The sequence below is a fragment of the Bacillus sp. 3a genome, from assembly GCF_017161885.1.
Lineage (GTDB): Bacteria > Bacillota > Bacilli > Bacillales > Bacillaceae > Bacillus > Bacillus safensis.
In genome coordinates this window covers 2,267,836-2,294,772 of sequence record NZ_CP067376.1, presented here as the reverse complement: position 1 = coordinate 2,294,772, position 26,937 = coordinate 2,267,836, and the positions used below count along the sequence as shown (strand labels likewise).

General features: G+C 42.9%; 17 protein-coding genes. 5 read left to right on the top strand and 12 right to left on the bottom strand.

The window, feature by feature from the left end; all coding sequences use genetic code 11:
• Positions 1–24: 24 nt before the first annotated feature.
• The 7 genes from dacB to JJ692_RS11680 all read right to left on the bottom strand — a co-directional run bounded on the left by dacB (position 25) and on the right by JJ692_RS11680 (position 10,700).
• Positions 25–1,509, bottom strand: coding sequence for a D-alanyl-D-alanine carboxypeptidase/D-alanyl-D-alanine endopeptidase (gene dacB, locus JJ692_RS11710; RefSeq protein WP_206533784.1), 1,485 nt, complete (start codon positions 1,507–1,509; stop codon positions 25–27).
• Between the two features lie 126 nt (positions 1,510–1,635).
• The gene (locus JJ692_RS11705) at positions 1,636–2,610 is read right to left on the bottom strand and encodes a pectinesterase family protein (RefSeq protein WP_025093154.1); all 975 of its coding nucleotides are present in this window, start codon (positions 2,608–2,610) and stop codon (positions 1,636–1,638) included.
• An 88-nt stretch (positions 2,611–2,698) separates the two neighbouring features.
• Positions 2,699–3,400 (bottom strand): DUF421 domain-containing protein, encoded by a 702-nt coding sequence (locus JJ692_RS11700; protein WP_024422641.1) that lies wholly within the window; start codon positions 3,398–3,400, stop codon positions 2,699–2,701.
• Positions 3,401–3,466: 66 nt separating this feature from the next.
• On the bottom strand, positions 3,467–3,790 hold the full coding sequence (gene nirD, locus JJ692_RS11695) for a nitrite reductase small subunit NirD (RefSeq protein WP_034621391.1): 324 nt from the start codon (positions 3,788–3,790) through the stop codon (positions 3,467–3,469).
• A gap of 23 nt (positions 3,791–3,813) precedes the next feature.
• Entirely contained in the window at positions 3,814–6,225 is a 2,412-nt protein-coding gene (gene nirB / locus JJ692_RS11690; RefSeq protein ID WP_073205898.1) for a nitrite reductase large subunit NirB, read from the bottom strand.
• 69 nt (positions 6,226–6,294) lie between these two features.
• The gene (gene nasC, locus JJ692_RS11685; RefSeq protein WP_073205901.1) at positions 6,295–8,454 is read right to left on the bottom strand and encodes an assimilatory nitrate reductase catalytic subunit NasC; all 2,160 of its coding nucleotides are present in this window, start codon (positions 8,452–8,454) and stop codon (positions 6,295–6,297) included.
• Positions 8,451–10,700: an FAD-dependent oxidoreductase gene (locus JJ692_RS11680; protein WP_206533783.1), complete on the bottom strand. Its 2,250-nt coding sequence runs from the start codon at positions 10,698–10,700 to the stop codon at positions 8,451–8,453. The genes nasC and JJ692_RS11680 overlap by 4 nt, the downstream gene beginning before the upstream one ends.
• 170 nt (positions 10,701–10,870) lie before the next feature.
• Between JJ692_RS11680 and JJ692_RS11675 the strand changes: the two genes are divergently transcribed.
• Positions 10,871–12,061 carry a nitrate/nitrite transporter gene (locus JJ692_RS11675; protein ID WP_025093149.1) on the top strand — a complete coding sequence of 397 codons (1,191 nt, stop codon included), beginning with the start codon at positions 10,871–10,873 and terminating at the stop codon, positions 12,059–12,061.
• Positions 12,062–12,121: 60 nt separating this feature from the next.
• On the opposite strand, the gene gltD is transcribed toward JJ692_RS11675, so the two are convergent.
• Together gltD and gltB are read right to left on the bottom strand one after the other, a co-directional pair.
• Entirely contained in the window at positions 12,122–13,606 is a 1,485-nt protein-coding gene (gene gltD, locus JJ692_RS11670; protein WP_024428371.1) for a glutamate synthase small subunit, read from the bottom strand.
• A gap of 16 nt (positions 13,607–13,622) precedes the next feature.
• Positions 13,623–18,194: a glutamate synthase large subunit gene (gene gltB, locus JJ692_RS11665; protein ID WP_206533782.1), complete on the bottom strand. Its 4,572-nt coding sequence runs from the start codon at positions 18,192–18,194 to the stop codon at positions 13,623–13,625.
• Between the two features lie 152 nt (positions 18,195–18,346).
• On the opposite strand from gltB, the gene gltC reads away from it, so the two are divergent.
• The 3 genes from gltC to JJ692_RS11650 all read left to right on the top strand — a co-directional run bounded on the left by gltC (position 18,347) and on the right by JJ692_RS11650 (position 22,902).
• Entirely contained in the window at positions 18,347–19,249 is a 903-nt protein-coding gene (gene gltC / locus JJ692_RS11660; RefSeq protein ID WP_149126554.1) for a glutamate biosynthesis transcriptional regulator GltC, read from the top strand.
• A gap of 94 nt (positions 19,250–19,343) precedes the next feature.
• On the top strand, positions 19,344–21,080 hold the full coding sequence (locus JJ692_RS11655) for an ABC transporter ATP-binding protein (protein WP_149126553.1): 1,737 nt from the start codon (positions 19,344–19,346) through the stop codon (positions 21,078–21,080).
• The gene (locus JJ692_RS11650; RefSeq protein ID WP_149126552.1) at positions 21,073–22,902 is read left to right on the top strand and encodes an ABC transporter ATP-binding protein; all 1,830 of its coding nucleotides are present in this window, start codon (positions 21,073–21,075) and stop codon (positions 22,900–22,902) included. Before JJ692_RS11655 ends, JJ692_RS11650 begins: the two co-directional genes overlap by 8 nt.
• A gap of 50 nt (positions 22,903–22,952) precedes the next feature.
• Here the strand turns inward: JJ692_RS11650 and JJ692_RS11645 are convergent, their stop codons facing one another.
• Complete coding sequence (locus JJ692_RS11645; protein ID WP_206533781.1) at positions 22,953–23,780, bottom strand: MerR family transcriptional regulator; 828 nt, start codon at positions 23,778–23,780, stop codon at positions 22,953–22,955.
• 87 nt (positions 23,781–23,867) lie between these two features.
• Between JJ692_RS11645 and JJ692_RS11640 the strand changes: the two genes are divergently transcribed.
• A complete protein-coding gene (locus tag JJ692_RS11640) occupies positions 23,868–24,440 on the top strand; it encodes a GNAT family N-acetyltransferase (protein WP_206533780.1) in 573 nt (190 codons plus the stop codon).
• 67 nt (positions 24,441–24,507) lie between these two features.
• Here JJ692_RS11640 and JJ692_RS11635 read toward each other — a convergent pair whose 3' ends face one another.
• Positions 24,508–25,776 carry a glutamate-5-semialdehyde dehydrogenase gene (locus JJ692_RS11635; RefSeq protein WP_206533779.1) on the bottom strand — a complete coding sequence of 423 codons (1,269 nt, stop codon included), beginning with the start codon at positions 25,774–25,776 and terminating at the stop codon, positions 24,508–24,510.
• A gap of 18 nt (positions 25,777–25,794) precedes the next feature.
• Entirely contained in the window at positions 25,795–26,913 is a 1,119-nt protein-coding gene (gene proB / locus JJ692_RS11630) for a glutamate 5-kinase (RefSeq protein WP_024428364.1), read from the bottom strand.
• Positions 26,914–26,937: the final 24 nt, after the last annotated feature.

The window sequence follows — 26,937 nt, the reverse complement described above, 5'->3', positions numbered from 1 at the left end:
ATGGTTCTCCTTCTCTCTCTAAATCTAAAGATTCTCAGCAAGTATGCTGACAATACGGTCTTCTATCTCTTTCCCTTTTTCGTCATCAACAAGGTGATTTAATAAGATGGAAAAAGCGAGCGTTTTTCCGCCCTGCGTGTCAATATATCCAGAAAGTGTGCTGACCGTTGTTAACGACCCTGTTTTTGCACGTACTTTTTCTAGTGTAGCTGGTTCCTTCAATCTGTTCCTTAACGTTCCCCCCACCATTCGTTCACTTGCTCCTGCTAAAGGGAGCGCATGTTCATAGGTTTTAAACCATTTTTCCTTTTGAATGTTTGTCAAAAATAAAGTGAACTGGTTAGCGGAGACAAGGTTAATAGGTGATATCCCCGATCCGTCACGCAGCACTGCAAGCGAAGGATCGATGCCAAACGCAGGAAGCCGTTCATTCATGACATCCAGCCCAGCTTCAAAGCTCCCTTTGTTCTTCACTTTTTTGCCTAGTTCCTTTAGCAAAATTTCTGCATGGGTATTGTTGCTTAATTTCATCATAGGAACAAGTAGCTCTGATAATGGCATCGATGTATGGGAAGCAATTTTTTTGGCTTTTTTAGGAACTTGTTTTGATTTCAGCGGTCCCTTTACTTGAATCCCTTCCGCCTTTAACGCTCGTTTCATTAAGTCTAAAGCATAGGCGGACGGATCCCATAAAGCTACCCATTGTTTAGATGAGCTTGCTTTAACCGGAATGGTTCCAGCCAACGTTATCTTGTTGGTTCCGTGAGAGCGCTTAAAAGAAATTTTCTTTTTTCCGCCTTCTGGAACGGTTTTCACTTGATTGATGACTTGAGCGACATCCGTCTTCGGGATCATATCATAGGCGGCTTTCTGTCCTGCTTTTTTCCCTGGTTTTACTTCGAGAATCACGGTCCCTGCATCATAATCTAGATTCGGTGAAGCAGTGAGAGCAGAAATTTGTGCACCGTAATATTGATCCTCATCACTCCAAGGAAGGTCAATCGAGTATCTCGTGTCATCAAACCAAGTATCATCTGCCGCAAGCTGTCCGCGAATGGTATGTATTCCGGCCTTTTTGACCTGTTTGGCGAGTGCTGCAAAATCCTCCTCTAATAAAGTCGGATCGCCGGTGCCACGAAGATAAAGGCTGCCATGTAGCGTTTTCTTTTGAATAGAACCATCCATCCAGATGTCTGTAGGGAATGTGTGTGTTTCTCCAAGTATATCAAGTGCGATGGCTGATGTGAGCAGTTTCATATTAGAAGCAGGAGTAAGACGAATATCGGCTTGATGTTCATAAAGAAGAGAGGTGTCAGAAGTATCGCGGACGCTGATGCCAGAGATCGCGCCCTCTAAATCAGGTGCTGTTCGTATGAATTCGTCTAAAGCTGTCATCCATTGAAGTGAATCGTCACGAGCTTTGAGTTGTTCATCTTTCGCTGAAAAAGGGAGAAATAAAATCGACAGGATACATATTTGTAAAAACATGAGCTGTGAAAAACGCTTCACGCAATCCCTCCTTTTTGTTGCAGCCAATTTTAGAAGAATATGTTCATTATACACAAAAGAACGTTTGTTCTCAAAGGTTTTTTAAACAGAAAAGTCAGCTTTCTTTGACGAAAACTGACAAGCCCTTTACCTCTTTTCTGGATTCCAGCCATCGGCTCCGCCAAGAACAGCCTGAACTGTGATTTGACTTGCTTCATTTTGGGTTAAAATGGTTGACCATTTTACGCGGTTTGCTGGGCTGCTTCCTGCTCCTGTCGATCCAAATTCTTTGTACCTTGCCGTTCTTTCGTTGTCATGGTTATCCCAGTTATGCCATCCCTCGGCTTTTATATGGTCATCCATTTTTGTATGGAGGAATGTCACAGCCGAATAAGGTCTCCACGGACGTCCTAAATAAACCGATTGCGCAGCTGCCGTTCCCTTTTTCAACGTAGAATCTATGAATACATAGCCGTACCTTTGTGCTTCTGTTGTGGATGCTGCAGTAATATACCCATTTCCAAGACTTTTTATTTCAGCTCTTTTAAACACAGCTGTGGCTGATCCAAAAATAAAATCGACCGTGCCTTCAATATAGCAGTTTTCGTAATATTGCCGCCCTGTGCCTGTTGCATAAAGTGTATCTTGATAGCCTAACACACGTATTTGTTTGAACACAGCCCGGTCGCCAGACACATACAGCGCAACTGCCTGACCCGCATGTCTGCCAGCTGTATTTTGAAAAGTGATATTTTCTGCATAAAAATCGTTTGCACGAATCATTGTGCTTGAACTGTTTGTTGTACTGCCGGTGCTTGCATTAGTATCATCATACGTAAGAATCGTCTTGTGCTGGTTTTCGCCAATAAAGGATACGTGTGGTTTATTTTGCGGAAGCAATATTTTTTCTTTATATACGCCATTTTTAATATAGATCGTTGCCGGTTGTTGATTGTTTGCTGGAATCGCATCAATGGCAGACTGAACGGTGCGGTATGTCCCGCTTCCCTTTTGATCAACAACAAGGACACGGTTATGCCCGGCTTCTGCTGCTTGAAGTGAAGCTGGGTCAAAAAGAAAGAAAGACAAGACCATGACCATCCATATGTTTCTAAATTTCATCACATATCTCCCCCTCATTTTGTGAACGTTTTCATCAAACATTCTTTTTGATCCTATTCCGTACACGCACAAAAAAACACCCACGTTTTTATGTTGTGGATGTTTTTTTAGACTTTTCATATTGCATCGCATAAATCCCTTCATTTTCAATCCATTCACAAAATAGAACGTCTCGATAAGAGGAAATATGCTGCTTTTTTAATTGCTCATTCAGCCAGGATTCATCAAAGCCGGCTTCTTGAAGATCTTTTTTTAAAATTTCGCCGTCAATAATAAACGTTCTAGGCAATTTCACTTCTTTTCCCTTCACGTTCACATCTTCGGCTGTGGCTGGGGCGTATTTCATTTTCGGAAGAACGCTGACAGAGCCGTCCGTTTCCAAAATAGCATATTCAATTTCATTCAGGGCAAAATGGCCTTTTGCGCGAACCAGTGTCTGCAGCTGATTGATATCAAGCATATTTTTCTTCAACCGGTTGTAGTGAATCTTCCCCTTATCAATCACAAGAGTAGGTCTTCCTTCTAAAAAAGCGCGAATGGATTTAAAGCGCTGTGAAAGCCATTCAACTGTATAAATGAGAACGCCCCATACTGCAACAGCAAATAAAATGTGCTGAATCCTGACTTCCGGATCAAAAATAGCGTTTCCGACCATTTCGCCTAAAATTAGTGCAGAAATGAAATCAAACGGTGTGATTTGTGCAAATTGTGTTTTCCCTAATAATTTTGTAATAAAAAATAAAGCGAAGAATCCGATTAAGAGTTCAATCAAAATATTAACGAACGGCACAAAAATTCCTTCCTTTCTTGCTGCATTTATATACAGCATTTACATGAAAGGAAGGATCTAAACCATTTATGAAGGCAATAAAATAAAGACATCGTCCCCTTCAACGAATGTTTCATATGTTTTAACGCATCCCTGGTCTGGTGCTTGTACGTTTCCTGATGAAAGATCAATTTTCCAATCATGCATTGGACAGAAAACGTGATTGCCGCTGACCATGCCTTCAGCCAGAACGCCGCCTTTATGTGGACAGCGATTTTCAATGGCTTTGAACTGCTTATTAGAGGTTTGAAAAACAGCTAATTCAAGTGTACCGGCTTCAACTGTTTTCCCTAGCTGGAGCGGAAAATCTGATAGGGTGCCAATGTGAACTTTAACAACTGAAACTGTCATATGATCTCATCCCTTCAATTGATTTATACGGAAGCCGTCGCTTTTTGAAATAATTGTCTCGTGTCTTTTTGGCTCTCGCGAAGCTCCTGCCAAGGCTCTTCATATGTTGAAAGCGCAATGTCCATTCTTTCGATTAAGGCTGCTCGTTTTTCATCATCTAGGAGTACTGATTGAATATGCTCTAAGCCAAGTCGCTCAACCCAAGCAGAGGTTCTTTCTAAATAATTTGCCGTTTCTCTGTAATATTGAAGGTATGCTGCGGCCATTTGCTCTACTTCTTCTGCTGTACTGACCTTCATTAATAAATCTCCAGCCCGCAGGTGTGTGCCGCCATTTCCGCCGGCGTACAATTCAAACCCTCCATCTATCCCCACGATACCGAGGTCTTTAATTCCGGACTCTGCACAGTTTCTCGGACAAGCAGAGACGGCCATTTTTACTTTATGCGGTGTCGCAAGACCTTCAAATTTCTTTTCAAGTGCAATTCCAAGAGCCATGGAGTCCTGCGTGCCGAACCTGCAAAATTGTTCTCCAACACATGTTTTAACTGTTCTTAAAGATTTCCCATAAGCATAACCCGATGGCATATCTAGATCCGCCCACACTTTTGGTAAATCTTCTTTTTTGACACCTAGAAGGTCAATACGCTGACCGCCAGTCATTTTCACAAGCGGTATTTCATATTTGTCGACGACATCGGCTATTTTCCTCAAGTCATTTGCATTGGTGACGCCGCCGTACATTCGCGGAACAACTGAATAGGTACCATCGTTTTGAATATTGGCATGCATCCGTTCATTTACAAAGCGTGAGCTCTTTTCATCTTTGTATTCAAGTGGATAAAGCATGCCTAAATAATAATTCAGTGCAGGTCGGCATTTTGAACAGCCCTCTTCTGTATTCCAGTCAAGTACATTCATTACTTCTTTGACATGCTGCAAGCCTTTTTCTTTGATTTCATGAATGACTTCATCTCGTGAAAGAGTGGTGCAGGCGCAGATGGTTTCTTTTTGGGCTGTCCGGCTTGCATCCTCACCTAGCGTATGCCAAAGAATCTCTTCGACAACAGGCTGACAGCCTCCGCAAGATCGTGAGGCACTTGTACATTGCTTGACTTCCTGAAACGTTGTTAAGCCTTCTTTCTGAATGGCTTCTACAATCTGCCCTTTTGACACGCCATTACAGCCGCAAACGATATGGTCGTTTGCCATGCTGTCAATCGTGCTTTCTTGCGCCGAATCATTGGAGGTTAAGACAGATACCTTCTCCATATCCGACATATCTATTCCTTCTTTAATGTACGAGAATAAACGAGGTCCGTCGCTTGTTTCTCCAAACATGACGGCGCCTACTAATCGGTTTTGCTGGAAGACGAGTTTTTGATAGATGCCTTTTTGTTCGTCAAAAATTTTGATCGCCTTTTTCTCATCGTTTTCAATAAAATCACCAGCTGAAAATACATCAACTCCAGATACTTTCAGCTGTGTTGACAGAACAGAGCCTTCATATGGAGCAGGGTTCAAGCCGCATACATGCTTGGCAAGTACAGCCGCTTGATCGTATAAAGGAGCAACTAATCCGTACGTTTGTCCCCTGTGTTCCACACATTCGCCGACGGCATAAATGCCCGGTACACTTGTTTCCATGAAATCATTGACAATAATACCTCGGTTCACTTCAAGCCCGCTTATTTCTGCAAGCATTTTACTTGGTTTAATTCCCGCAGCCATGACGACTAGGTCTGTCTCAAGTGTAGTGCCGTCTGAAAATGATAATCCTTCTACTCTTGTATCTCCTAAAATCTCATTTGTCTGTTTTCCAAGCAGGAATTTCATCCCCTGTTCTTCTAATGCTTTTTGAAGAAGCTGGCCTGCAATAGGGTCTAGCTGGCGTTCCATTAAATGAGAGCTGAGATGAATGACATTCACTTCCATGCCTAAGTTTAATAGGCCGCGTGCTGCTTCAAGCCCAAGGAGTCCGCCTCCGATGACTGCTGCTTTTTTGTACATGGTAGAGGCATTGACCATTTCCTCAGTGTCTTGCAATGTACGAAAAGCCGTTACGCCTTTTTTATCACTCCCTGGAATTGGCAGGATGAATGGAAGGGACCCTGTTGCTAAAATCAATCGGTCATAATTCACGGTCCGTCCTTGATCACTGGTGACTGTTTGGTTCTCTGTATCAATCTTCACAATGGTCTCGTTTGTAAACAGCTGAATATTATGCTCTTGATACCAGTTCCAATCGTTTAACGTAATATCCTCGACCTTCGTATCTCCTTGAAGAACTTTCGATAAAAGAATTCGGTTATAGTTAGGATGCGGTTCACTCCCAAATACCGTCATGTCGAAGCGTTCGCCGTCTGTTTTTAAAATGTTTTCAAGGCTTCGAATGCCCGCCATACCATTCCCCACTAATACGAGTTTTTCTTTCATGAATAAACACCCCTCATGTGATCATTTTTTAGAAAATACCATAATCTAAACATAGATGGAAAATACATGTTAAAATTTCTCACATAGTTTTTCATTCACATAGGCTGACAGCTGTACAGGACAATATTTAAAGCCTGGCATTTTACTGTGCGGATCTAGTTGATCATCAATTAATAGATTAATTGATTGATGTTTGCTCCAATGAAATGGGACAAACACGGTATCTTTTCGAATGGTGTCTGAGATGCGGCATCTGATGATGACACTTCCTCTTTTTGACTTGATGGTCACGAGCTCCCCGTGCTGAAGTCCATACGTTTTCGCTGTATCAGGATGAAGCTCTGCATATGCTTCAAACTGTCTGGCAACAAGAGAGGTGCTCCTTCTTGTTTGAACGCCTGTTTGGTAATGAGCCATCACCCTGCCGGTCGTTAAATAAAGAGGGTATTCTTGACTGACGGGTTCCTTTGCAGCCTTTTTTTCGTGTGTGACGACGGCAAACTTCGCTAAACTGTCAGAATGTGAGAATGCATGTTCAAATAATCTTTCAGTTCCCGAATCTTCTAAATGAGTACAAGGCCACCTTATGCCTTGTTCCTTCCTCAGCCTTTCATAGGTTATGCCTGAATAATCAGCCTTTGCACCTTTCGTTACGGCTCTTAATTCCTCAAAGATCTCTTCTGCGGATGAAAAGGAAAAATGGCTTCCTTTGCCTAATACAGCTGCTATTTCACAAATGATTTGCCAATCGTGCTTTCTTTGGTGTTTAAGTGGATATGTTGCTTCTCTAAGCGTAACGCGGCCCTCTACGTTTGTCACGGTACCTTCATCCTCTAAATATGACGAAGTCGGTAAAATTACATCTGCCAGCGCAGCTGTCTCAGACATAAATAAATCAACGGCAACAAAAAAGGACAAGTTCTTGATGGCTTGCTGAATCAAGTGCGCGTTTGGCCCTGATTGGACAGGATTTGAGCACATTAAAAAGAGCGCTTTGATTTCACCTGCCTGCATTTTTTCAAACATTTCAAAAGCAGACACGCCCTTTCCTGGAAGTTCTTTTTCATCAATGTTCCATCGTTCAGCCATTTCTTTTCTGTGAGCAGGGTTTGAGATATCTCGATATCCTGGAAGCTGATCTGCTTTTTGCCCATGCTCTCTTGCTCCCTGGCCATTTCCCTGGCCGGTTATTGCGCCATAGCCGCATCCAAAGCGGCCGATCTTCCCAGTAACAAGCAGAATATTCAGGAAATTACGCACAGAGGCTGTACCGTCTATTTGCTGCTCAATGCCTCTTGCTGTAAAAATCATGCCTGTCTTTTCTTGCGCGAATTTCCTTGCTATTTTCTGCATCACATCAATCGTCACGCCAGTTTGCTCAGCAATGTCTGGCAGGGAGATGCGTGAGATGTGCTCCTTTAGTTTTTGGAAACCTGATGTTCGTTGATGAATAAATGATTCATCGATTAAATGCTCATGCAGCATGATGTGCAATATGCCGTTTGCCAGTGCGGCATCAGACCCTGGTTTGAGGCTGACATGTAAATCGGCTAATTGGGCTGTCGGAGTTTTGCGCGGATCAATGACGATGAGAAAAGCGCCATTGTTTTTTGCCTCTTCAATGTAGGGCAGGAAGGTTGGCTGACATTCCGCTATATTCGTTCCAACCAATATCAACACCCGTGCATGCTTGATGTCGCTTAAAGGAAAGGTCAGGCCACGGTCAAGTCCGAATGTTTGATTTGCGGCAGTTGCTGCCGAAGACATACATAGTCTGCCGTTATAATCGATGTATTTCGTTTTCAGCGCCACTCTTGCAAATTTCCCGAGTAAGTACGCTTCCTCATTTGTAATTGATGCGCTTCCGTACACACTGATCACATCATGGCCATGCGACAGCTGAAGGGATTCTATGTTTGTTTTGATTTCTTCGAGAGCCTCCTGCCATGTCGCTTTTACAAATTGTCCGTTTCTTTTGATCAGCGGGTGATTCAGGCGATCTTTATGAAGCGCGTGCTGGTGGGCATGCTGTCCTTTCATACAAAGTCTTCCGTGCGTAGTTGGATTGTGTACACCAATCGTTTGGTAGCGTGTTCGCCCTTCCACATGCTGCTCGATTAATTGCATTTTGCACTGCATACTGCAAAAAGGACATTGGGCTGGGAACACTCGCTTTTGTTCTTCCTGCTTTGATTTTTGCTGGGCATATTGTAAAAAAGATTGACTCATACCTTCACATCCTTATGTCTTACATTTCCTTGTCTGCTTTGGTCAAATTGCGCACAGAGCTCTTCTCTTATTTCCTCATCAAGTAACTTTTCTCGAATAGAAATGTTCCCTTGCCGTGACAGCCAATCGCCAATGGATTCTTGAAAGTAAGCATTTTTTCTATACTCTTCAAGCAGCGCTTTTAAGAAAGGAATAAGCTCACTTGAATGAGCCAAGGTGTAAAAAAGCTGGCCTCCTATATAAATGTTCCATTCACCCAGCTGCTTTTTCAGACAGATGTCATCAATTGGAGCAAGTTTACACGTGCAAGAAGCACCGGTGATATGAATGGAGGTGACAGCTGGTAAAAGTGTATCTTCCACTTGTCTTTCCAGCTCCATCACAAGTGACGTGACAGCTGGATCGTTACAGTCGCATGAAAGGATATGAGATAGTCTTCTTTTCTCATTAGGCATAATTGGCCAATGATTTTTGACGATTTGTGCCGCCTGTTTTGACACACCGATGAGCCGTATTCGTTTATGCTTTGTCAGCTCTGCCTGCTCAATCAGCCTGTTCTCTAACAAAGACGTAATGATTTTCAAAAAATCCAGATCAAGCCGGCCTCCATATAATTGAGGAATCAACATGTCTTCCTGTTCAGCAGCGCCGATTTTTTCCACCGATCCTTGAAATTGCTCGAGATAGTATTGAATGGCCGGCCGGCAGATGCCGCAGCCGTGATTCGTTTTCCGTTGAAAATGTCTTTTTATTTCTTCAGCATTCACCGGCTGCTGTTTTTTAATAAACGAAAAAATGGTCTGCTCCTCTACTTCTGTACATGGACAAAAAAAGGCCTGCGATTCCGTTTGATCATGTGATGGTAACTGGCAGCAAGCACGGACGAGCTCTTGACAGCCGCCGCACCCAGTTGCTGCCCCAGTATGTTTTTTCACCTCGTCTAAGTTTGTCAGCTGATGAACCGAAATGCTTTTTAAAATCATCCCTTTTGTAACGGTTTGACATTGGCAGACGAGGTCTTCCATTTTTAATGAATCTAGTGGGGATGACTGCTTTTCATGAAGGGCTTTCATGACCACACTTTTATCACGTCCCACTTTTACATCTTGCAAAAGCTGATCGGCATTCCCCAGCTCTCCGACGAATAAAATACCTGCCAGCGCCTGACGTTCAAAGACGAATTTTTTATACACCTCTTGCTCTTCATCTAAATAAGTCACAGCTGACATAAACGGAGAATGATGTTCAATACAGCCAGCAGAATAAATCGGCAAATCAGGTACTTTTAATTTTGTTGAGTAAATGGGCTTTGGTGTATGTGTGATTTTTTCTCCTAAAAGATGCTTAGCGAGCACGCTTGCTTGTTCATAAATGGGCTGAACAAGGCCATGCACCATCCCTTGGTGCTCTGCACATTCTCCAATCGCATAAATATTCGGGATATTTGTCTCCATCACGTCATTGACAACAATGGCTTTTCTCGTGTGTATGCCATGATTCTCTGCAAGCTGTATATTCGGACGGATACCTGTTGTAAAAACAACAAGATCAGCATCCACGATATCGCCATTTTTCAATAGAACGCCTTCTACCCTCTCACCGCCTAAGCATGCAATGGTATGGGCATTTGTTTTCACCTGAATGCCTTTTCGTATGAATTTTTGCTGTAATAATCCGGCTGCTGTTTCATCTAATTGGCGCTGCATCAGCCGCTCCGTATAATGAATGATGGTGGTTTCAAGCCCCGCCATCTGCAGACCAGCTGCTACCTCCACACCAAGCACGCCGCCTCCGATCACTGCTGCTTGTTGATAATGCATTGCATCCGCACAAATGGCCTCATAATCATCAATTGTCCGAAAAGCGTATATCCCTTTTTTGGACACACCCTGAATAGGAAGAAAATTCGGCGATGAACCCGTTGCAATGACGAGCTTGTCATAGGGAATTGCCCGGCGCGCATCTGTCATGACACACTTTCGATTTGTATCGATATGTACAACTGATTCTCCTTTGTACAATGTGATGTCATGCGCGGTGTACCATTCTTTTTCCTTTAGTTGAATTTCAGCGAATGATTCGCTTTTTTGTAAAATCGACGAAAGTTTTATTCGATTGTAGGCAGAGTGCTTCTCTTTTCCAATGACTGTTATGGCATAAAGTTCTGGCTGCTTTTGAATGATCTCTTCGATACATTTCATACTCGCCATGCCGTTTCCGATAAACACAAGTTTGCGTTTTACCATCTGAAATCAACCTTTCTAAGCCTCTTGCTCCAATACATTGTATGGATTGATTATGGCATACACTTGTAAAAAAGTGTTTATTCATGTCAATTTTTCTCACATAATACTTTCATTACATAAGTGAACTCGCTATCTTTAAGTCAGAAAATTCAAAATAGAGGAGGCGTTTTATGAAACTCTCAGAATTAAAATCAAGTGGTCATCCTAAGACATTGTTTGGTTCCTTTTTATATTTTGATGTGAGCTTTATGATTTGGGTTTTGTTAGGGGCGCTGGGTGCTTTTATTGCACAAGATTTTGCTTTATCAACCGTAGAGAAAGGCATGATTGTGGCCATTCCAATTCTATCTGGTTCTTTTTTTCGGATTGTGCTTGGTTTATTCACCGATCGAATAGGACCTAAAAAGACTGCAGTGATAGGAATGCTTTTAACGACCATTCCGCTTATTTGGGGGTTTATCGCTGGTACAACCCTTTCAGAGCTTGTACTGATTGGGATTTTGCTTGGAGTAGCAGGAGCAAGTTTTGCTGTTGCTTTGCCAATGGCAAGCCGCTGGTATCCTCCTCACTTACAAGGAGTAGCCATGGGGATTGCAGGCGCCGGGAATAGTGGAACACTAATCTCCACCTTATTTGGTCCAAGACTTGCGGAGATTTACGGGTGGCATGCCGTAATGGGGCTCGCTTTGATTCCGTTAAGTCTTGTCTTTTTGTTTTTTATTTTCACTGCAAAAGATGCACCAAATCAGCCCGCTCCTCAGCCGATTCGGTCGTACTTTTCAGTATTTCAAGTGAAATCGACTTGGTTTTTCTGTTTGCTTTATGCGATCACATTCGGAGGGTTTGTCGGGCTTTCCAGTTTCCTCAGTATTTTCTTTGTGGATCAATATGGGGTTTCGAAGATTCATGCTGGTGATTTTGTGACACTTTGCGTGGCGGCAGGCAGCTTCTTTCGGCCTGTGGGCGGTCTCATTGCCGATAAAATAGGCGGAATGAAAGTACTGCTTGGATTATTCGGAATCATCGGCATCTGCTTAGGAGGCGTGAGCAGTCTTCCAGCTTTACCTGTGGTCATTGCGCTTTTATTTGTAGGGATGATGTGCCTTGGGATGGGAAATGGCGCTGTTTTTCAGCTGGTGCCTCAAGTATTTCATAAAGAAATTGGGATTGTGACCGGAATTGTTGGGGCTGCTGGAGGCATTGGCGGATTCTTTCTACCTAATATTCTTGGCAGTTTAAAAGAATTGACTGGCTCATATACGTTTGGCTTTTTGACCATTTCCCTTTTTGTTCTGATTGTCTTCCTCTGTTTAGTCGTATCGCAGCTTAAACGTAAAAAAGTGTTAATCAACCATACCTAAAAAGCCATGACCACACGTTGGTCATGGCTTTTCTTTATATTGTAACACCCTTTGTTTGACCTATTTTGGCAGAACCGAACTCCCCATTAAATAACGGTCTACCTCGTGCGCCACTTGTCTGCCTTCATTAATTGCCCAGACAATCAAGCTTTGCCCGCGTCTTGCATCTCCCGCTGCAAATACGCCTTCTACATTTGTTGTATATTCCCCATATTTTGCGTCAATGCGATTGTTTTTGCTGTCCACGCCAAAGTGTTTCACAAGCGGCTGTTCAGTTCCCTCAAAACCAATTGCAATAAAGACGAGCTGAGCAGGCCATACCTTTTCTGTCCCTGGAATTTCATGAAATTCAAACTTCCCTTGTTCGTTTTTCACCTTTTCCATTTGAATGGTATGAAGCTCTTTTAATTTCCCATTTTTATCTGCCACAATTTTTGTGGTTTGAATTGAATATTGACGCGGATCTTCTCCGAATTTTGCTTGTGCTTCTTCATAAGCATAATCCAGCGAGAAGACATAAGGCTGTTCTGGCCACATGTTATCCCCTACACGTGTATCCGGAAGCTTTGGATGCTTCCCAAATTGAACAACACTTTTTGCTTTTTGGCGAAGTGCAGTTGCCACGCAGTCCGCACCTGTATCTCCTCCGCCAATCACAATCACGTCTTTTCCTTTTGCATCAATGAAGTTTTTGTCTTTAAATCCTGAATCAAGCATGCTTTTCGTTGCAAGGGTTAAATAATCCATCGCAAGGTGAATCCCTTTTGCTTCCCGGCCTTCAATCAATAGGTCACGCTGCTTTTGTGCACCTGTACAAAGGATAACTGCATCAAACTGCTCTTTCAGTTCATCAGCAGTAATATCCACGCCGATTTCTGTGTTCGTCACAAAGTCAATGCCTTCTTGTCTTAGAAGTTTGACTCTTCGCTCGACCACTTCTTTGTCGAGCTTCATATTCGGAATCCCGTATGTCAGCAGTCCGCCAAGACGGTCAGAACGCTCGAACACTGTGACAGCGTGCCCTGCTTGGTTTAATTGATCAGCACTTGCAAGTCCTGCTGGTCCTGAGCCGACAATGGCAATTTTCTTCCCTGTACGGCTTGAAGGGATTCTTGGTGTGATCCATCCATTTTCAAAACCTTTATCAATGATCGTGCGTTCGATATTTTTAATCGAAACAGCCGGATCATTGATAGCGACTGTACATGACCCTTCACAAGGTGCAGGACATACTCTCCCAGTAAACTCTGGGAAATTATTTGTTTTTTGCAGTCTTTCGAGTGCTTCCTTCCATCTCCCGCGATAGACAAGATCATTCCATTCTGGAATTAAGTTGTAGATCGGGCAGCCAGACACGCCGCCCCTGATCTCCATCCCAATTTGACAAAACGGTGTTCCGCAATCCATACATCTAGCGCCCTGCTTTTTCAATACGTCATCTGTATAAGGAGCTGAATATTCTTTCCAGTCATTTTGACGAGTGAGAGGGTCACGTTCATTTGGCTTTTCTCTTTTATAATCCATAAAACCTGTTGCTTTGCCCATTGTCCTCTCCCCTTTCTTAATGAGCGAGGGCTGCTTTTTGCCCGTTTGCCGTTTCTTGATTTTTCGGTTTTGTGTTTGCTTCAAAGGCAAACATCACTGCTTCTTCATGACTGAGGCCCGCTTGTTTTTGTTCTTCAATACTTTGAAGCATCATTTTGTAATTTCTTGGAATGACTTTGATGAATTGATCCTTTTCTTGCTCCCAGTTTTCAAGAAGTGCTGCTGCTTTTGAGCTGTTTGTATAATCAAGGTGTTCCTTGATCATCTGCTTCACTTCTTGTTCTTCTTCATGATCTGTGAGCTTTTCAAACATGATCATTTCCATATTGCACATTCTTTTGAACTGTTTCGCATCCGATGTATGGATGTAAGCCACACCGCCAGACATACCTGCACCAAAGTTTTTCCCAACGTCTCCTAAAATAACGACACGTCCGCCAGTCATGTATTCACAGCCGTGATCTCCAATTCCTTCAACAACCACATGTACACCTGAATTACGAACAGCAAATCGTTCACCAGCACGGCCGTTAATATAAGCTTTTCCGCTAGTTGCACCGTAAAATGCAACGTTTCCTACAATGACGTTTTCATGTCCATTTTGTACAAAATGATCAGACGTTTTCACAGCAATTTTGCCTCCTGAGAGTCCTTTGCCGATATAGTCATTTGAATCACCTGTTAAATAGAGAGACATGCCCTTTGGCACAAATGCGCCAAAGCTTTGTCCAGCTGAACCAGTGAATCTGAGTGTGATCGTATCCTCTGGCAAGCCCTCTTCCCCGCAGCGCTTAGACACTTCACTGCCAGTAATGGTTCCGGCCACACGGTTGATATTGCGAATGTTCAATGATAGATCAACCGGTGTTTGATGATTCAGCGCTTCTTGCACATAAGGAAGAATTTCATTCATATCCAGCGATTCGTCAATTTTATGATTTTGCGGTGTTCTGAATGTCCGCGCTCCTTCTGGCTGATAAAGCAGTGTTTCAAGGTTTAGCTGGCCTGCTTTCCAGTGAGCTTTTGCTCGTTCACTGACCGCCAGGACGTCCGTACGTCCGATTAATTCATCCATTGATGTAAAGCCAAGTTCCGCTAAGATTTCTCTTACTTCCTCTGCAATAAACATCATGAAGTTCACAATGTGATCAGGGTTACCCATGAACTTTTTGCGAAGCTCTGGATTTTGTGTGGCAACACCGACTGGGCAAGTATCTAAATGACATGCTCTCATCATCACGCAGCCCAGCACGACAAGTGGAGCTGTCGCAAAGCCGTATTCTTCTGCTCCTAAAATCGCAGCCATCACAACGTCGCGGCCAGTCATTAACTTTCCGTCTGTTTCAAGAACGACTCTCTCGCGTAGACCATTTAACACAAGGGTTTGATGCGCCTCTGCCAATCCAAGCTCCCAAGGAAGCCCTGTGTGTTTAATACTTGTTTTCGGTGAAGCTCCTGTACCGCCATCATAACCACTGATGACAATGACGTCCGCAGTTCCTTTTGCTACACCTGCTGCAATCGTGCCAACGCCGGCTTTAGATACAAGCTTGACACTGATGCGTGCATCACGGTTCGCGTTTTTCAAATCATGAATCAGCTGTGCCAAATCCTCAATGGAATAAATATCATGATGCGGCGGTGGTGAAATCAATCCGACACCTGGCGTAGAACCACGTACATCGGCCACCCAAGGATACACTTTATTTCCTGGCAGCTGTCCGCCTTCTCCAGGTTTTGCTCCTTGCGCCATTTTAATTTGCAGTTCATCTGCATTGACCAAGTAATGACTTTTTACACCAAATCGGCCAGAAGCGATTTGTTTAATCGCACTTCTGCGGTCATCACCGTGTTCATCTACTGTAAAGCGGGCAGGATCTTCTCCGCCTTCTCCGCTGTTACTTTTACCGCCAATTCGGTTCATTGCAATCGCAAGTGCCTCATGCGCTTCTTTACTTAAAGACCCAAATGACATGGCACCTGTCTTAAAGCGGCGCACGATGGATTCAGCAGATTCAACCTCTTCCAGACGAACCGGCTTTTGTTTTGGCTGAAATGCAAACAAGTTTCTGAGGAAGCCGATTCTTTCTTCATCCGCTGCTTTTGTATATTGTTTAAATAGATCGTAATCTTCATTACGGCATGCCCACTGGAGCGTATGGATCGTTTTTGGGTTAAAGGCATGATGCTCTCCATTTTTTCTCCACTGGAATTCACTGCCTGATTCAAGTGTCTGGTCAGTTGCTGCTTGATACCCTGCTTCATGGCGGAGTTTTGCCTCATGAGCAATGGTGTCAAGATCAATCCCGCCAAGCTGTGAAGCTGTTCCTGTGAAATACGCTTGAATGACGTCTTCACTAATCCCGACTGCTTCAAAGATTTGCGCGCCTCTATAGCTCTGCACAGTGGAAATTCCCACTTTGGACATGACTTTGACGACACCTTCTGTCACGCTTTTACCAAACTTTGTAACAGCTTCATCAAAGCTGATCGAAATCGCTTCGTCTGCAATCAGCTGTTTGTACGTTTCATAGACAAGGTAAGGGTGAATCGCATCTGCGCCGTAGCCAATTAGTGCGGCAAAATGATGGACCTCTCTCACCTCTCCAGATTCAACGATCAGACTGACCTTTGTCCGTAGACCTTGACGCACAAGATGCTGATGAAGTGCACTTAGCGCAAGAAGTGGTGGAATCGGTACTTTTTGTGCTGTCATTTCACGATCTGAAAGGATTAATAAAGAGACACCTTCTCTGATCGCTTTTTCCGCCTCTTCAAACATCGCATCCAGTCCGCGCTTTAAATCATCGGTGAAAAGTGTATGGATTGTTTTGCTTTTAAAGGCATTATGAACAATCGTTTTCAAGCCGTTAAATTGTCCGCTCGTTAAGACCGGTGTATAAAGTTTAATTCTTCGGCATGAATATTCATTCGGATGTAAAATATCGCCTTCGGCACCTAACCAAGTCATGGTTGATGTCACGAGCTGCTCACGAATGGCATCAATCGGCGGGTTCGTGACTTGTGCAAACAGCTGCTTAAAATAATGAAAAAGAGACTGCGCACGATCTGATAACACAGCAAGCGGTGTGTCACTTCCCATTGAACCGATTGGGTCCTTGCCTTCCTCTAGTAAAGGAATTAAATACTTTTGAATGTCTTCATACGTATAATGGAACGCACGCTGACGCGTCAATAAATCATCCATTATACTAGAATTTTCTGAATTTTCTTCCGAGCGATTGACGTGGACCATTTCTTCATCGAGCCATTTTTGATAAGGCAGTTCATTCGCAATGGTCGATTTCACTTCTTCGTCAGAAATAATTCGTCCTTCTTCTAGATCAATGAGCAGCATTTTACCAGGCTCAAGCCGATCTTTATACTTCACATCTTCTTCATTTGTGTCAATTACGCCAACCTCAGAAGAGAAAATGATATGATCATCATTCGTGACATAATATCTTGCCGGTCTCAATCCGTTTCGGTCTAAGATGGCCCCGATTTGTTTCCCGTCCGTAAAGGAAATGGCTGTTGGTCCATCCCACGGCTCCATGAGAGAACTATGGTATTCATAAAATGCCCGTTTCTCTTTCGACATGTGCGTGTTTTCCGTCCAAGGCTCAGGAATCAGCATCATTGCTGTATGAGCAGGTGTACGGCCTGCAAGCACAAAGAATTCAAAGGCATTGTCTAAAATGGATGAATCACTTCCGTCTGCATTCAGCACTGGCAAAATCTTGTCTAAATCGTCTCCGAAGGCTTCAGATACGAATTGTTGTTCTCTTGCTCTCATCCAATTGATGTTTCCTCTTAATGTGTTGATTTCTCCGTTGTGAATTAAGTAACGGTTTGGATGGGCTCTTTCCCATGTAGGAAATGTATTTGTACTAAATCTTGAATGAACAAGTGAAAATGCAGAAACAAATGTTTCATCCTGTAGATCAAGATAAAAAGCATCGACTTGATCTGATGTTAAAAGCCCCTTGTATACGATGGTTTGACTCGACAGGCTGACAAAGTAAAATTGCTTTTCCTCTCTTGTTCCCCAGTTCTCAGCCTGCTTACGGATGACATATAATTTTCGTTCAAATGACAAACGATCTGTGATGTTGTCGTTTGCTCCGATAAAGACCTGTCTCACAACCGGACAGCTCTTCGCTGCGACAGTACCAATTTTTCCGGCATCGACAGGAACCGTTCTCCAGCCAATTAATGTTTGGCCTTCTTGTTTAATGAACCCGTTGATTTTCTGTTCGATGGCTTGACGCGTTTTTTCGTCATCATCTTTTGAAAAGAAGACCATTCCTACCCCGTAACGGCCTTTTTCAGGAAGTGCAAATTCTTTGCAGTTCTTTCTAAAGAAAGCGTCTGGCAGCTGTACCATTAAACCGGCACCATCACCTGTATACGGATCACTGCCTTGCCCGCCGCGATGATCAAGCTGGCACAGCATTTGTAATCCCTTTTTGACGATGCTATGTGTCGCCTCCCCTTTTAAATGGGCGTACAGTCCGATTCCACATGCATCATGTTCAAATTCAGGACGGTAGAGACCTTGTGGTTGTGGTAGTTGATTATAAGTCATCGTTTCTCTCCCCCGTTTAAAAGATCCGTTTTTTCACAGTAATAAAATCTCACAAACTCTGTAACTTATTTTAAGTTTTCAAATTGATATAAACAATATATAATTTAGATCAAAACAATCTCTTTTTGAGATAGATGGGTGTGAAGTGCAAAATGGAGCTTCGTCAGTTACGTTATTTTGTAGAAGTCGCCGACCGTGAACACGTGTCAGAAGCGGCTGAAAACTTACATGTTGCCCAATCTGCCATCAGCCGGCAGATTGCGAATTTAGAAGAAGAGCTTGGAGTGGCCTTATTCGAACGAGAAGGACGAAATATCAAATTAACGAAGATCGGCAGACAATTTTTAGATCATGTCAGAACTGCACTCAAAGCCATTGATTATGCGAAAGAGCAAATTGATGAATACTTAGATCCGCACAAAGGAACGGTGAATATTGGCTTTCCTACAAGTCTAGCAAGCCAAGTACTCCCTTCTGTCATCTCCGCCTTTAAGCAGGAATATCCAGAGGTCGATTTTTTACTTCGTCAAGGATCCTATAAATTTCTCATTGAATCGGTCAAAAATCGAGATATCGATCTCGCCTTTTTAGGACCCGTACCGACAAACGATTCTCAAATAGAAGGAAATATTTTGTTTTCCGAAAGCATATATGCCCTTTTACCGGTTAGCCACCCCTTTAGCGGACAAAGGAGTATTCATTTAAGTGATTTAAGAAGGGATCATTTCGTGTTATTTCCTGAAGGGTATGTGCTGAGACAAATTGCGGTTGATGCTTGCAAGCAGGCAGGCTATGAGCCTACCATTTCATCTGAAGGAGAAGATTTGGATGCGATTAAAGGTCTCGTATCGGCAGGTATGGGTGTTACCTTATTACCCGAAAGCGCCTTTTATGAAACAACACCGCGATTTACAGTGAAAATTCCGATCGATTTTCCTCAAGTGAGACGAACGGTTGGCATTATTGCATCTAAAACGCGCGAAATGTCTCCTTCTGCCCATGATTTTTATGTGTTTGTGAAGGATTTCTTTTCTAAAATTGAACAATATAAATAATTCATTAAAAGAAGACATTTCATTTGTAGAAATAATCCCTCTTTGTATATGATGGGTTACAGAACAAAAGACTATATGGAAGAAAGGTATTCGTATGAAATCAATTTTATCGTTTTTAAAGCCGTATCGGCTGTCCGTAGTGTCCATTGTCATTCTCACCTTTTTAAGCAGTATGCTCCAGCTGTATTTACCGACGTTAACAGCAGATATCGTTGATGTCGGTATCGTCCAGGGAGATATTGCTTACATATGGAAGGTTGGCGGCTGGATGGTGGCTTGTTCTTTACTCGCCATTTTGCTCACCATTTGGAAGTCTTACTTGTCATCAAAGACAGCACTTGGCTTCGGCCGTGATATGAGAAGACAGCTGTTTGTGCATGTCGAACAATTTTCATTAGAAGAATTTCAAAAGATCGGCACATCTTCCTTTATTACTAGATCAACAAATGATGTGAAACAAGTCCAAGATGTGACGATTATGATTTTACAAATGATGACGCGGGCCCCGCTCATGCTTGTGGGCGGAATTATTTTGGCTGTTTCCAGAGATGCTGTCCTGTCTCTTATCTTTTTGGCAGCCCTCCCCCTTCTTGGTGGATTCATTTATTTGGTGTCAAGAAAAGCCATCCCTCTATTTGGCCAGCTTCAGAAAAAAACAGACCGGCTGAATTTAATTATGCGGGAATCTCTTTCAGGCATCCGCGTTATTCGTGCATTTAACCGTGTGGATGATGAAAAGGAGCGATTCCAAGAAGCCAACACGTCCTATAAGGACACTGGTCTTAAAGTCAACCGATTAATGGCTTACTTGTTTCCATTTATGCTGATCATCATGAACTTCACGAATATCGGCATTGTCTGGCTTGGTGCAAACCGAATTGATGCCGGAGAAATGGAAGTTGGGAATCTCATTGCCTTCATTCAATATGCGATGATGATTTTAATGGCACTGATTATGCTGTCGATGAGCTTTATTATGGTCCCAAGAGCACAAGCATCAGCTAAACGCATGAATGAAGTGTTAAACATGGAACCAAAGATTAAAGATAAAGAAGAATCTATGACTGAGCTTCACGAGCCCGCTCAATCCATTCGCTTTGAGGATGTGTCATTTTATTACTCAAATGCTGAGAAACCAGCCGTTCAAGGTATCACGTTTGAAGCCAAAACTGGTGAAACGACAGCCATCATCGGAAGTACGGGTTCTGGGAAAACAACACTTCTCCAGCTGATGACGCGCTTTTATGAAGTGACAGAAGGCCGGATTACACTAGATGGTGTAGATATTAGAGAGCTGCCACAAGAGAAACTGAGAAACCAAATGGGCTATGTCTCTCAAAAAGCTGTTTTATTCAGTGGAACCATTGCCGACAATGTGCGCTTTGGCAAGCAGGATGCAAGCGATGAAGACATCTGGCAGGCGCTGCGAACTGCGCAGGCCGAAGAATTTGTTTTGCAAAAAGATGGCGGAATTGATGCAGAAATTGATCAGGGTGGTTCCAATCTATCGGGCGGCCAAAAGCAGCGGCTTTCCATTGCAAGGGCGCTAGTGCGAAAACCATCATTCTATCTGTTTGACGATAGCTTTTCAGCACTTGATTACAAAACAGATGCAAAGCTGCGAACATCATTAGAAGCAGAAAAAGCTCATGCAGCCCTCATCATTGTGGCTCAACGAATCAGTACAGTGAAGCATAGTGATAAAATCATTGTACTTGATGAAGGGAAAATCGCAGGTATCGGATCACATGAACAATTATTAAAGGACAATCTTGTATACCAAGAGATTGTCGCATCTCAGGAAGGTCAGGAGGTGAGCGAGGATGAGTAAGAAAATGTCTTCCGGCATGGGCCATAAAGGCGGCCACCCTAAAGGGCCAGCCGCAAAACCGAAGGAATTTAAGAAAACACTGCTACGTTTGACAGGCTACTTAAAACCAAGGAAATTTCAGCTGATCATCGTCTTTATTGCAGCGATTGGTTCAACTGTCTTTAACGTCATTAGTCCAAAGCTGCTTGGGGATGCCACCTCTTCCCTATTTGACAGCTTTACGAATGGAACAGGCGTTCAATTTGATGTCATTTCACGAATTCTTTTGCTGCTTGTCGTGCTGTACGTCGTTGCTTCCCTCTTTTCATTCGTTCAGCAATATGTCATGGCTGGTGTCTCTCAACAAACCATTGCTGAATTACGGCAGGAAGCAAATGACAAGCTCACACGTCTCCCCCTTCGTTATTTTGATAAAACAACCCACGGGGACACGCTAAGCCGTGTGATGAATGATATCGATAATATTAATACATCGCTTCAGCAGGCGCTCACCCAAGTGATTACATCTGTGATTACAGTCATTGGGATTGTCGTGATGATGCTCTTCATCAGTCCGCTGCTTACGCTTCTTGTTTGTTTGACGCTGCCACTCAGCCTGTTTGCGATTCGCGGCATTACGTCATTTTCTCAAAAGCATTTTAAAGCGCAGCAAAAAGAGCTTGGCACGATCAATGGACATATTAATGAGATGTTCACAGGACATCAGACAGTTCGTGCGTATGGCTACGAAAAGAAAGCGATCGATACATTTGATCAATTAAATGAAAAGCTGTATGAATCCTCAAGAAAAGCGCAGTTCATTTCAGGTTTAATGATGCCAATGATGACCTTTATCGGGAACCTTGGCTATGTGGCAGTCAGTGTAGCCGGCGGGATTCTTGTCATTAACGGGAATATTCGTGTCGGGGATGTGCAGGCGTTTATCCAATACACACAGCAAATGTCTCAGCCGCTTGTGCAAGCATCAAGTGTCGCAAACTTAGTTCAATCAGCGATCGCTTCTGCTGAAAGGGTGTTTGAAATCCTCGATGAGGAAGAAGAAAGTACCGAAGAAGATGCTGCAATTGATCTTGCCTCACTCTCAGGTGATGTGAGCTTTGAACAAGTTCAATTCGGATATGAAAAAGATCATCCGATTATTAAAGATTTGAATTTAGATGTGCAAGAAGGACAGACTGTTGCCATTGTTGGACCAACAGGTGCGGGAAAAACAACCATCATCAACCTTTTAATGCGTTTTTACGAATTAGATCAAGGCTCCATACGCATTGGCGGTGTCAAAACAACTGACCTCAGCCGTCAGCAAGTACGAGAATTATTTGCGATGGTTCTTCAGGATACATGGCTCTTTGAAGGAACGATTTACGACAACATTGCCTATGGCAGGCAGCACGTTTCCAAAGAGGATGTCATCAAAGCCGCCAAACATGCCTATGCAGATGATTTCATCCGCACGCTTCCAGATGGATATGACACACTGTTAACAGAAGATGCAGGCAACCTGTCTCAAGGTCAGCGCCAGCTGTTAACCATCGCCCGTGCCATTTTATCTGATCCAAAGATCTTGATATTAGATGAAGCAACAAGCAGTGTAGATACACGGACAGAGATGCATATTCAAAAAGCAATGAATGAATTGATGAAAGGCAGAACGAGCTTCGTGATTGCACACAGACTTTCAACAATCAAGGATGCAGACCTTATTTTAGTCATGAAGGATGGAAGCATCATTGAAAAAGGATCGCACAGCGAACTTTTAAAACAAAAAGGCTTCTATGCAGACTTATATATGAGTCAATTTGCCGAAAATCAAGTGGGATAACATCAAAAAAAGAGGATAGACACGCATGTCACATGCTGTCTATCCTCTTTTCAATTGTCATCTACTCGCTTCTTCACTTTTACACTGAGCTTCGTTATATACTCTGCTTCATCTTTAGACATGAGCGAATGAAGTAAATACTCCTCAAATACATCTCCATCCAGCATCATGCCCTCTTTCTCGATTTCATCTAACAAATGCGAATAAGCAGATTCGATCTCATCAAATGTTCCTTGATCATACATCACCGCATAGAGCCCGCCAGGTTTTTTGACTGCCGCCGGGCCATCCATTCGGCAGAACAGCTGATCTGACTGATGATAGTGCCGCTTACGGAACTGCTCCTTTTTTAAGACAGAACCATTTGCCGCAGCCCCTTTTATGCCAACTCCCTTTAAAAATTCCCCTACAATACGTGATATTTCTTCTACAGGTGTATTGAAGTCGATCGGGTTTGATGCACTTAGTACCACGGGTTCTTCTGGCAGCTCTTGAAACAGGACCTCCCCTATTTTGACATTTGCTAATTCATGTGTCGTCTCCATCACCCGCATAAGAAAAGCCTGGATGTCTTGAAGTTTTTCAATCTCTTGTTTGACCTTTTTTATTTGGTCGGCCGCTAGGCTTTGCAGTCTCTCGCGGGAAGGTTCTGTGAAATATTGTTTTAACTCTTTGATCGGAAATTGAACAGCCCGCAAGGATTGAATCGCAATAAAATGGTCAAATTGCTCAAGTGTATAGTAGCGGTATCCATTTTCGTGAACACCAGCCGGCTTAAATAAATCGATTTTATCATAATACAGAAGCGTATCTTTTTTGACATCAAATAGCTTGGCAAATTCTCCAGTGAAAAACGTTTTTTGCACATCATTGATCATGAGGAAGGCTCCTTTCTTGACTATGGAGTAACTCCATCCTTTATTATAACATCCAGAAACATCACTACGCATGGAAAGGATAAAAAAATGAACAAAATAACTCAACATGAAGTAACATTAGCACAAGCAAATAAAGAGGACTTCCCTTCAATGAAAAAAGAGCTTCAGAAAGCTTTTACAGCTGGCGTGATCGATGCATTTGGCGATGCGCATGGTGGACCAATTCCTCCAGATGAAGTGATTGATGAATCCTTTCATTCGAATGAACACATTGTTTATCATATTATGCTAAATGGTGAAAAGGCAGGCGGCGTTGTTATCAAAATCAACCAAGAGACACATCACAACTCGGTTGATTTGCTATACATTTCATCATCCTTTCACAGCCGGGGCATTGGTCAGGCAGCATGGAAAGCCATCGAGGCGCAATATCCAGAAACGATTGTATGGGAGGTTGTGACTCCATACTTTGAAAAACGCAACATTCATTTTTATGTCAATAAGTGCGGCTTTCAAATAGTTGAATTTTATCACTTACACCATCCAGATCCAAACGCACCTTATGAAGCACCTCAAGGCAACGAACCTTTAGCACCTGAGGAATTTGAATTTTTTAAATTTGAGAAGATCATGAAGAAAAATTGTGCAAACGTAGGATAACGTGTATTTCTTTTAAATAAAGTTAAAAACACTACCTCATAAAAAAGGTAGTGTTTCTTGAATCTTTCTAGCTTCTAATCTGACCGTCACCACACAGAAGCAGCTTAGTTGTCGTGAGTGCAGGAAGTCCCATCGGCCCTCTGGCGTGCAGCTTTTGCGTGGAGATGCCGATTTCAGCTCCATAGCCAAGTGCACCGCCGTCTGTAAAGCGAGTCGATGCGTTATGATAAACAGCCGCCGCATCGACTTCGTTTAGAAACGTGAGTGCATTTTTTTCATCTTCTGTCACGATCGCTTCTGAATGTTTTGTGCCGTACTGATCGATATGGCTGATTGCTTCCTCAACTGAATCGACTACCTTTACTGCAAGATCCAGACTTAAATACTCATCTGTCCAATCCACTTCTCCAGCAGGAACCGCGTTTGAAAAGTAAGACTCTGCTGCCTGGTCGCCATGTACAGTAACACGATGCTCCTGCAAAGCTTCATTTAATGAGGCTGCATTCTCTTTCAGCCATTCGCGATGAATGATCAGCGTCTCAAGTGCATTACATACAGCCGGACGATTCGTTTTTGCATTGATCACAATTTCAATGGCTTTTTTCACATTTGCGGTTTGATCAATAAAGACATGACAGTTTCCTGTCCCTGTTTCAAGCACTGGGATAGTGGATTCTTCCACCACTGTTTTGATTAAGGAAGCTCCGCCACGCGGAATTAAAACATCGATCCATTCTTTTAGTTGAAACATCGCCTGAACCGATGAACGATCTGTTTGTTCAATTAATTGCACCGCATCACGAGGAATCTTTGTTTGATCCAATGCTTCATGGATCACACTGACAATGGCTTTGTTGGAAGAAATAGCGGAGGAACCGCCTTTTAAAATCACTGAGTTGCCTGCCTTTAAGGCAAGGCCTGCTGCATCGACAGTGACGTTCGGTCTCGCTTCATAGATCATCCCGATCACGCCGAGCGGTACTCTTCGGCTTTTTACGTGTAAGCTGTTATCAAGAGTCCATTCATCCAATATTTCTCCAACAGGATCTGTTAATCTCGTCACGAGCCGCAAACTTTCAGCAAACTCATGAATTCTTTCTTCATTTAACAGTAATCGATCCAAGAGTGCCTCTGTGAAGCCCTTTTCTTTTCCAGCATCTAGGTCCTTTTGATTCTCCTGTAAAATAAAGCGGCTGTTTTGCTCTAATGCTTCTGCCATTTTAAGAAGCGCGTCATTCTTTTCCTCTGTTTGAAGTAAACTTAGTTTTTTTGAAACATGCTTTGCTTTTTTCGCTTTTTCTTTGACCGATGTGACAACTTCAGCTGTCAGTGTCATGGAATTCCTCCCTTTTGGTTAACAAACTGGAATCGATAAATCTAAATGACAAACAAATGCTTCAAGATCGACGACATGCACGATCTCATCTTGTAACAAATCACTCTTACGTGCGAGTTCATCTGACGCATAATTCACAATGCCAAGACCTATTTCTCTTCCATCTTGATCTAAAATACGGACCACATCGCCTTTTTTAAACGAACCTTTTACGTTGACAATCCCATCAGAATCAAGGCTTCCCTCTCGGTGCATGAGGAATTCCTGTGTTTTCTCTTGAACCACGATCTCACCCTTTGGTCCAGAATGAAAGGCAATCCACTGCTTCTTATAATTGAGCGGCGCTACATTTTCGTCAGCGGTAAAATAAGTACCGTCCTCTGTCCCATTGATGGCTTTGTCTAAAATGTCAGGCGTATCTGCTTTTCCTAAAAAGCCGTTGATCCCTGCGGCCATTGATATTTTAAACGCATCGAGCTTTGATTTCATTCCGCCTGTACCTACGCTGCTGCCTGCGTCTCCAGCAGCTGCTTCGATGTCTTCTGTGATGTCTGTCACTTCAAGAATTCTCTTCGCATTTGGATTTGTATGAGGATTATCTTCATACAAGCCATCAATATCAGATAAAATGGCAAGGAAATCCGCATCAATGAGTCCAGCTACTTTTGCAGACAATGTATCGTTGTCTCCAAACTTCAACCGATTGATCGTCACTGTATCATTTTCATTAATAATTGGGATGATGCCTCGATCTAATAACACGTTCATTGTGTTACGCACATTTTGATAGCGCGTTTCATCAGAAAAATCACTTCTTGTAATTAAGAGCTGTGAGGCAATATAACCGTGTGATAAAAATAAAGTAGAATATGATTCCATTAAAAGCCCTTGCCCAATTGAGGCAGATGCCTGCTTTTCCGGCAGTGTTTTGGGTCTATCGATAAATCCTAGTTTTCGGTAACCAGCTGCAACCGCACCAGATGAAACCAAAATGACTTCGTGTCCTTCATCTTTGAGTTTCACAATTTGATTGACGAGGTTTTCTAGTTTTTTCAAACTAATCTCACCTTGAAAGCTAGTAAGAGAGCTGCTTCCGATTTTCACAACAATTCGTTTTCTCTCTTTATCTGCGTACACCTAATCACTCCTGTACCTGAGCTC

Coding starts and splice junctions, on each gene's coding strand:
- JJ692_RS11705 (WP_025093154.1), bottom strand. CDS start 2,610: ATGAAATTTAGAAACATATGGATGGTCATGGTCTTGTCTTTCTTTCTT.
- nirD (WP_034621391.1), bottom strand. CDS start 3,790: ATGACAGTTTCAGTTGTTAAAGTTCACATTGGCACCCTATCAGATTTT.
- nirB (WP_073205898.1), bottom strand. CDS start 6,225: ATGAAAGAAAAACTCGTATTAGTGGGGAATGGTATGGCGGGCATTCGA.
- nasC (WP_073205901.1), bottom strand. CDS start 8,454: ATGAGTCAATCTTTTTTACAATATGCCCAGCAAAAATCAAAGCAGGAA.
- JJ692_RS11680 (WP_206533783.1), bottom strand. CDS start 10,700: ATGGTAAAACGCAAACTTGTGTTTATCGGAAACGGCATGGCGAGTATG.
- JJ692_RS11675 (WP_025093149.1), top strand. CDS start 10,871: ATGAAACTCTCAGAATTAAAATCAAGTGGTCATCCTAAGACATTGTTT.
- gltD (WP_024428371.1), bottom strand. CDS start 13,606: ATGGGCAAAGCAACAGGTTTTATGGATTATAAAAGAGAAAAGCCAAAT.
- gltB (WP_206533782.1), bottom strand. CDS start 18,194: ATGACTTATAATCAACTACCACAACCACAAGGTCTCTACCGTCCTGAA.
- gltC (WP_149126554.1), top strand. CDS start 18,347: ATGGAGCTTCGTCAGTTACGTTATTTTGTAGAAGTCGCCGACCGTGAA.
- JJ692_RS11655 (WP_149126553.1), top strand. CDS start 19,344: ATGAAATCAATTTTATCGTTTTTAAAGCCGTATCGGCTGTCCGTAGTG.
- JJ692_RS11650 (WP_149126552.1), top strand. CDS start 21,073: ATGAGTAAGAAAATGTCTTCCGGCATGGGCCATAAAGGCGGCCACCCT.
- JJ692_RS11645 (WP_206533781.1), bottom strand. CDS start 23,780: ATGATCAATGATGTGCAAAAAACGTTTTTCACTGGAGAATTTGCCAAG.
- JJ692_RS11640 (WP_206533780.1), top strand. CDS start 23,868: ATGAACAAAATAACTCAACATGAAGTAACATTAGCACAAGCAAATAAA.
- JJ692_RS11635 (WP_206533779.1), bottom strand. CDS start 25,776: ATGACACTGACAGCTGAAGTTGTCACATCGGTCAAAGAAAAAGCGAAA.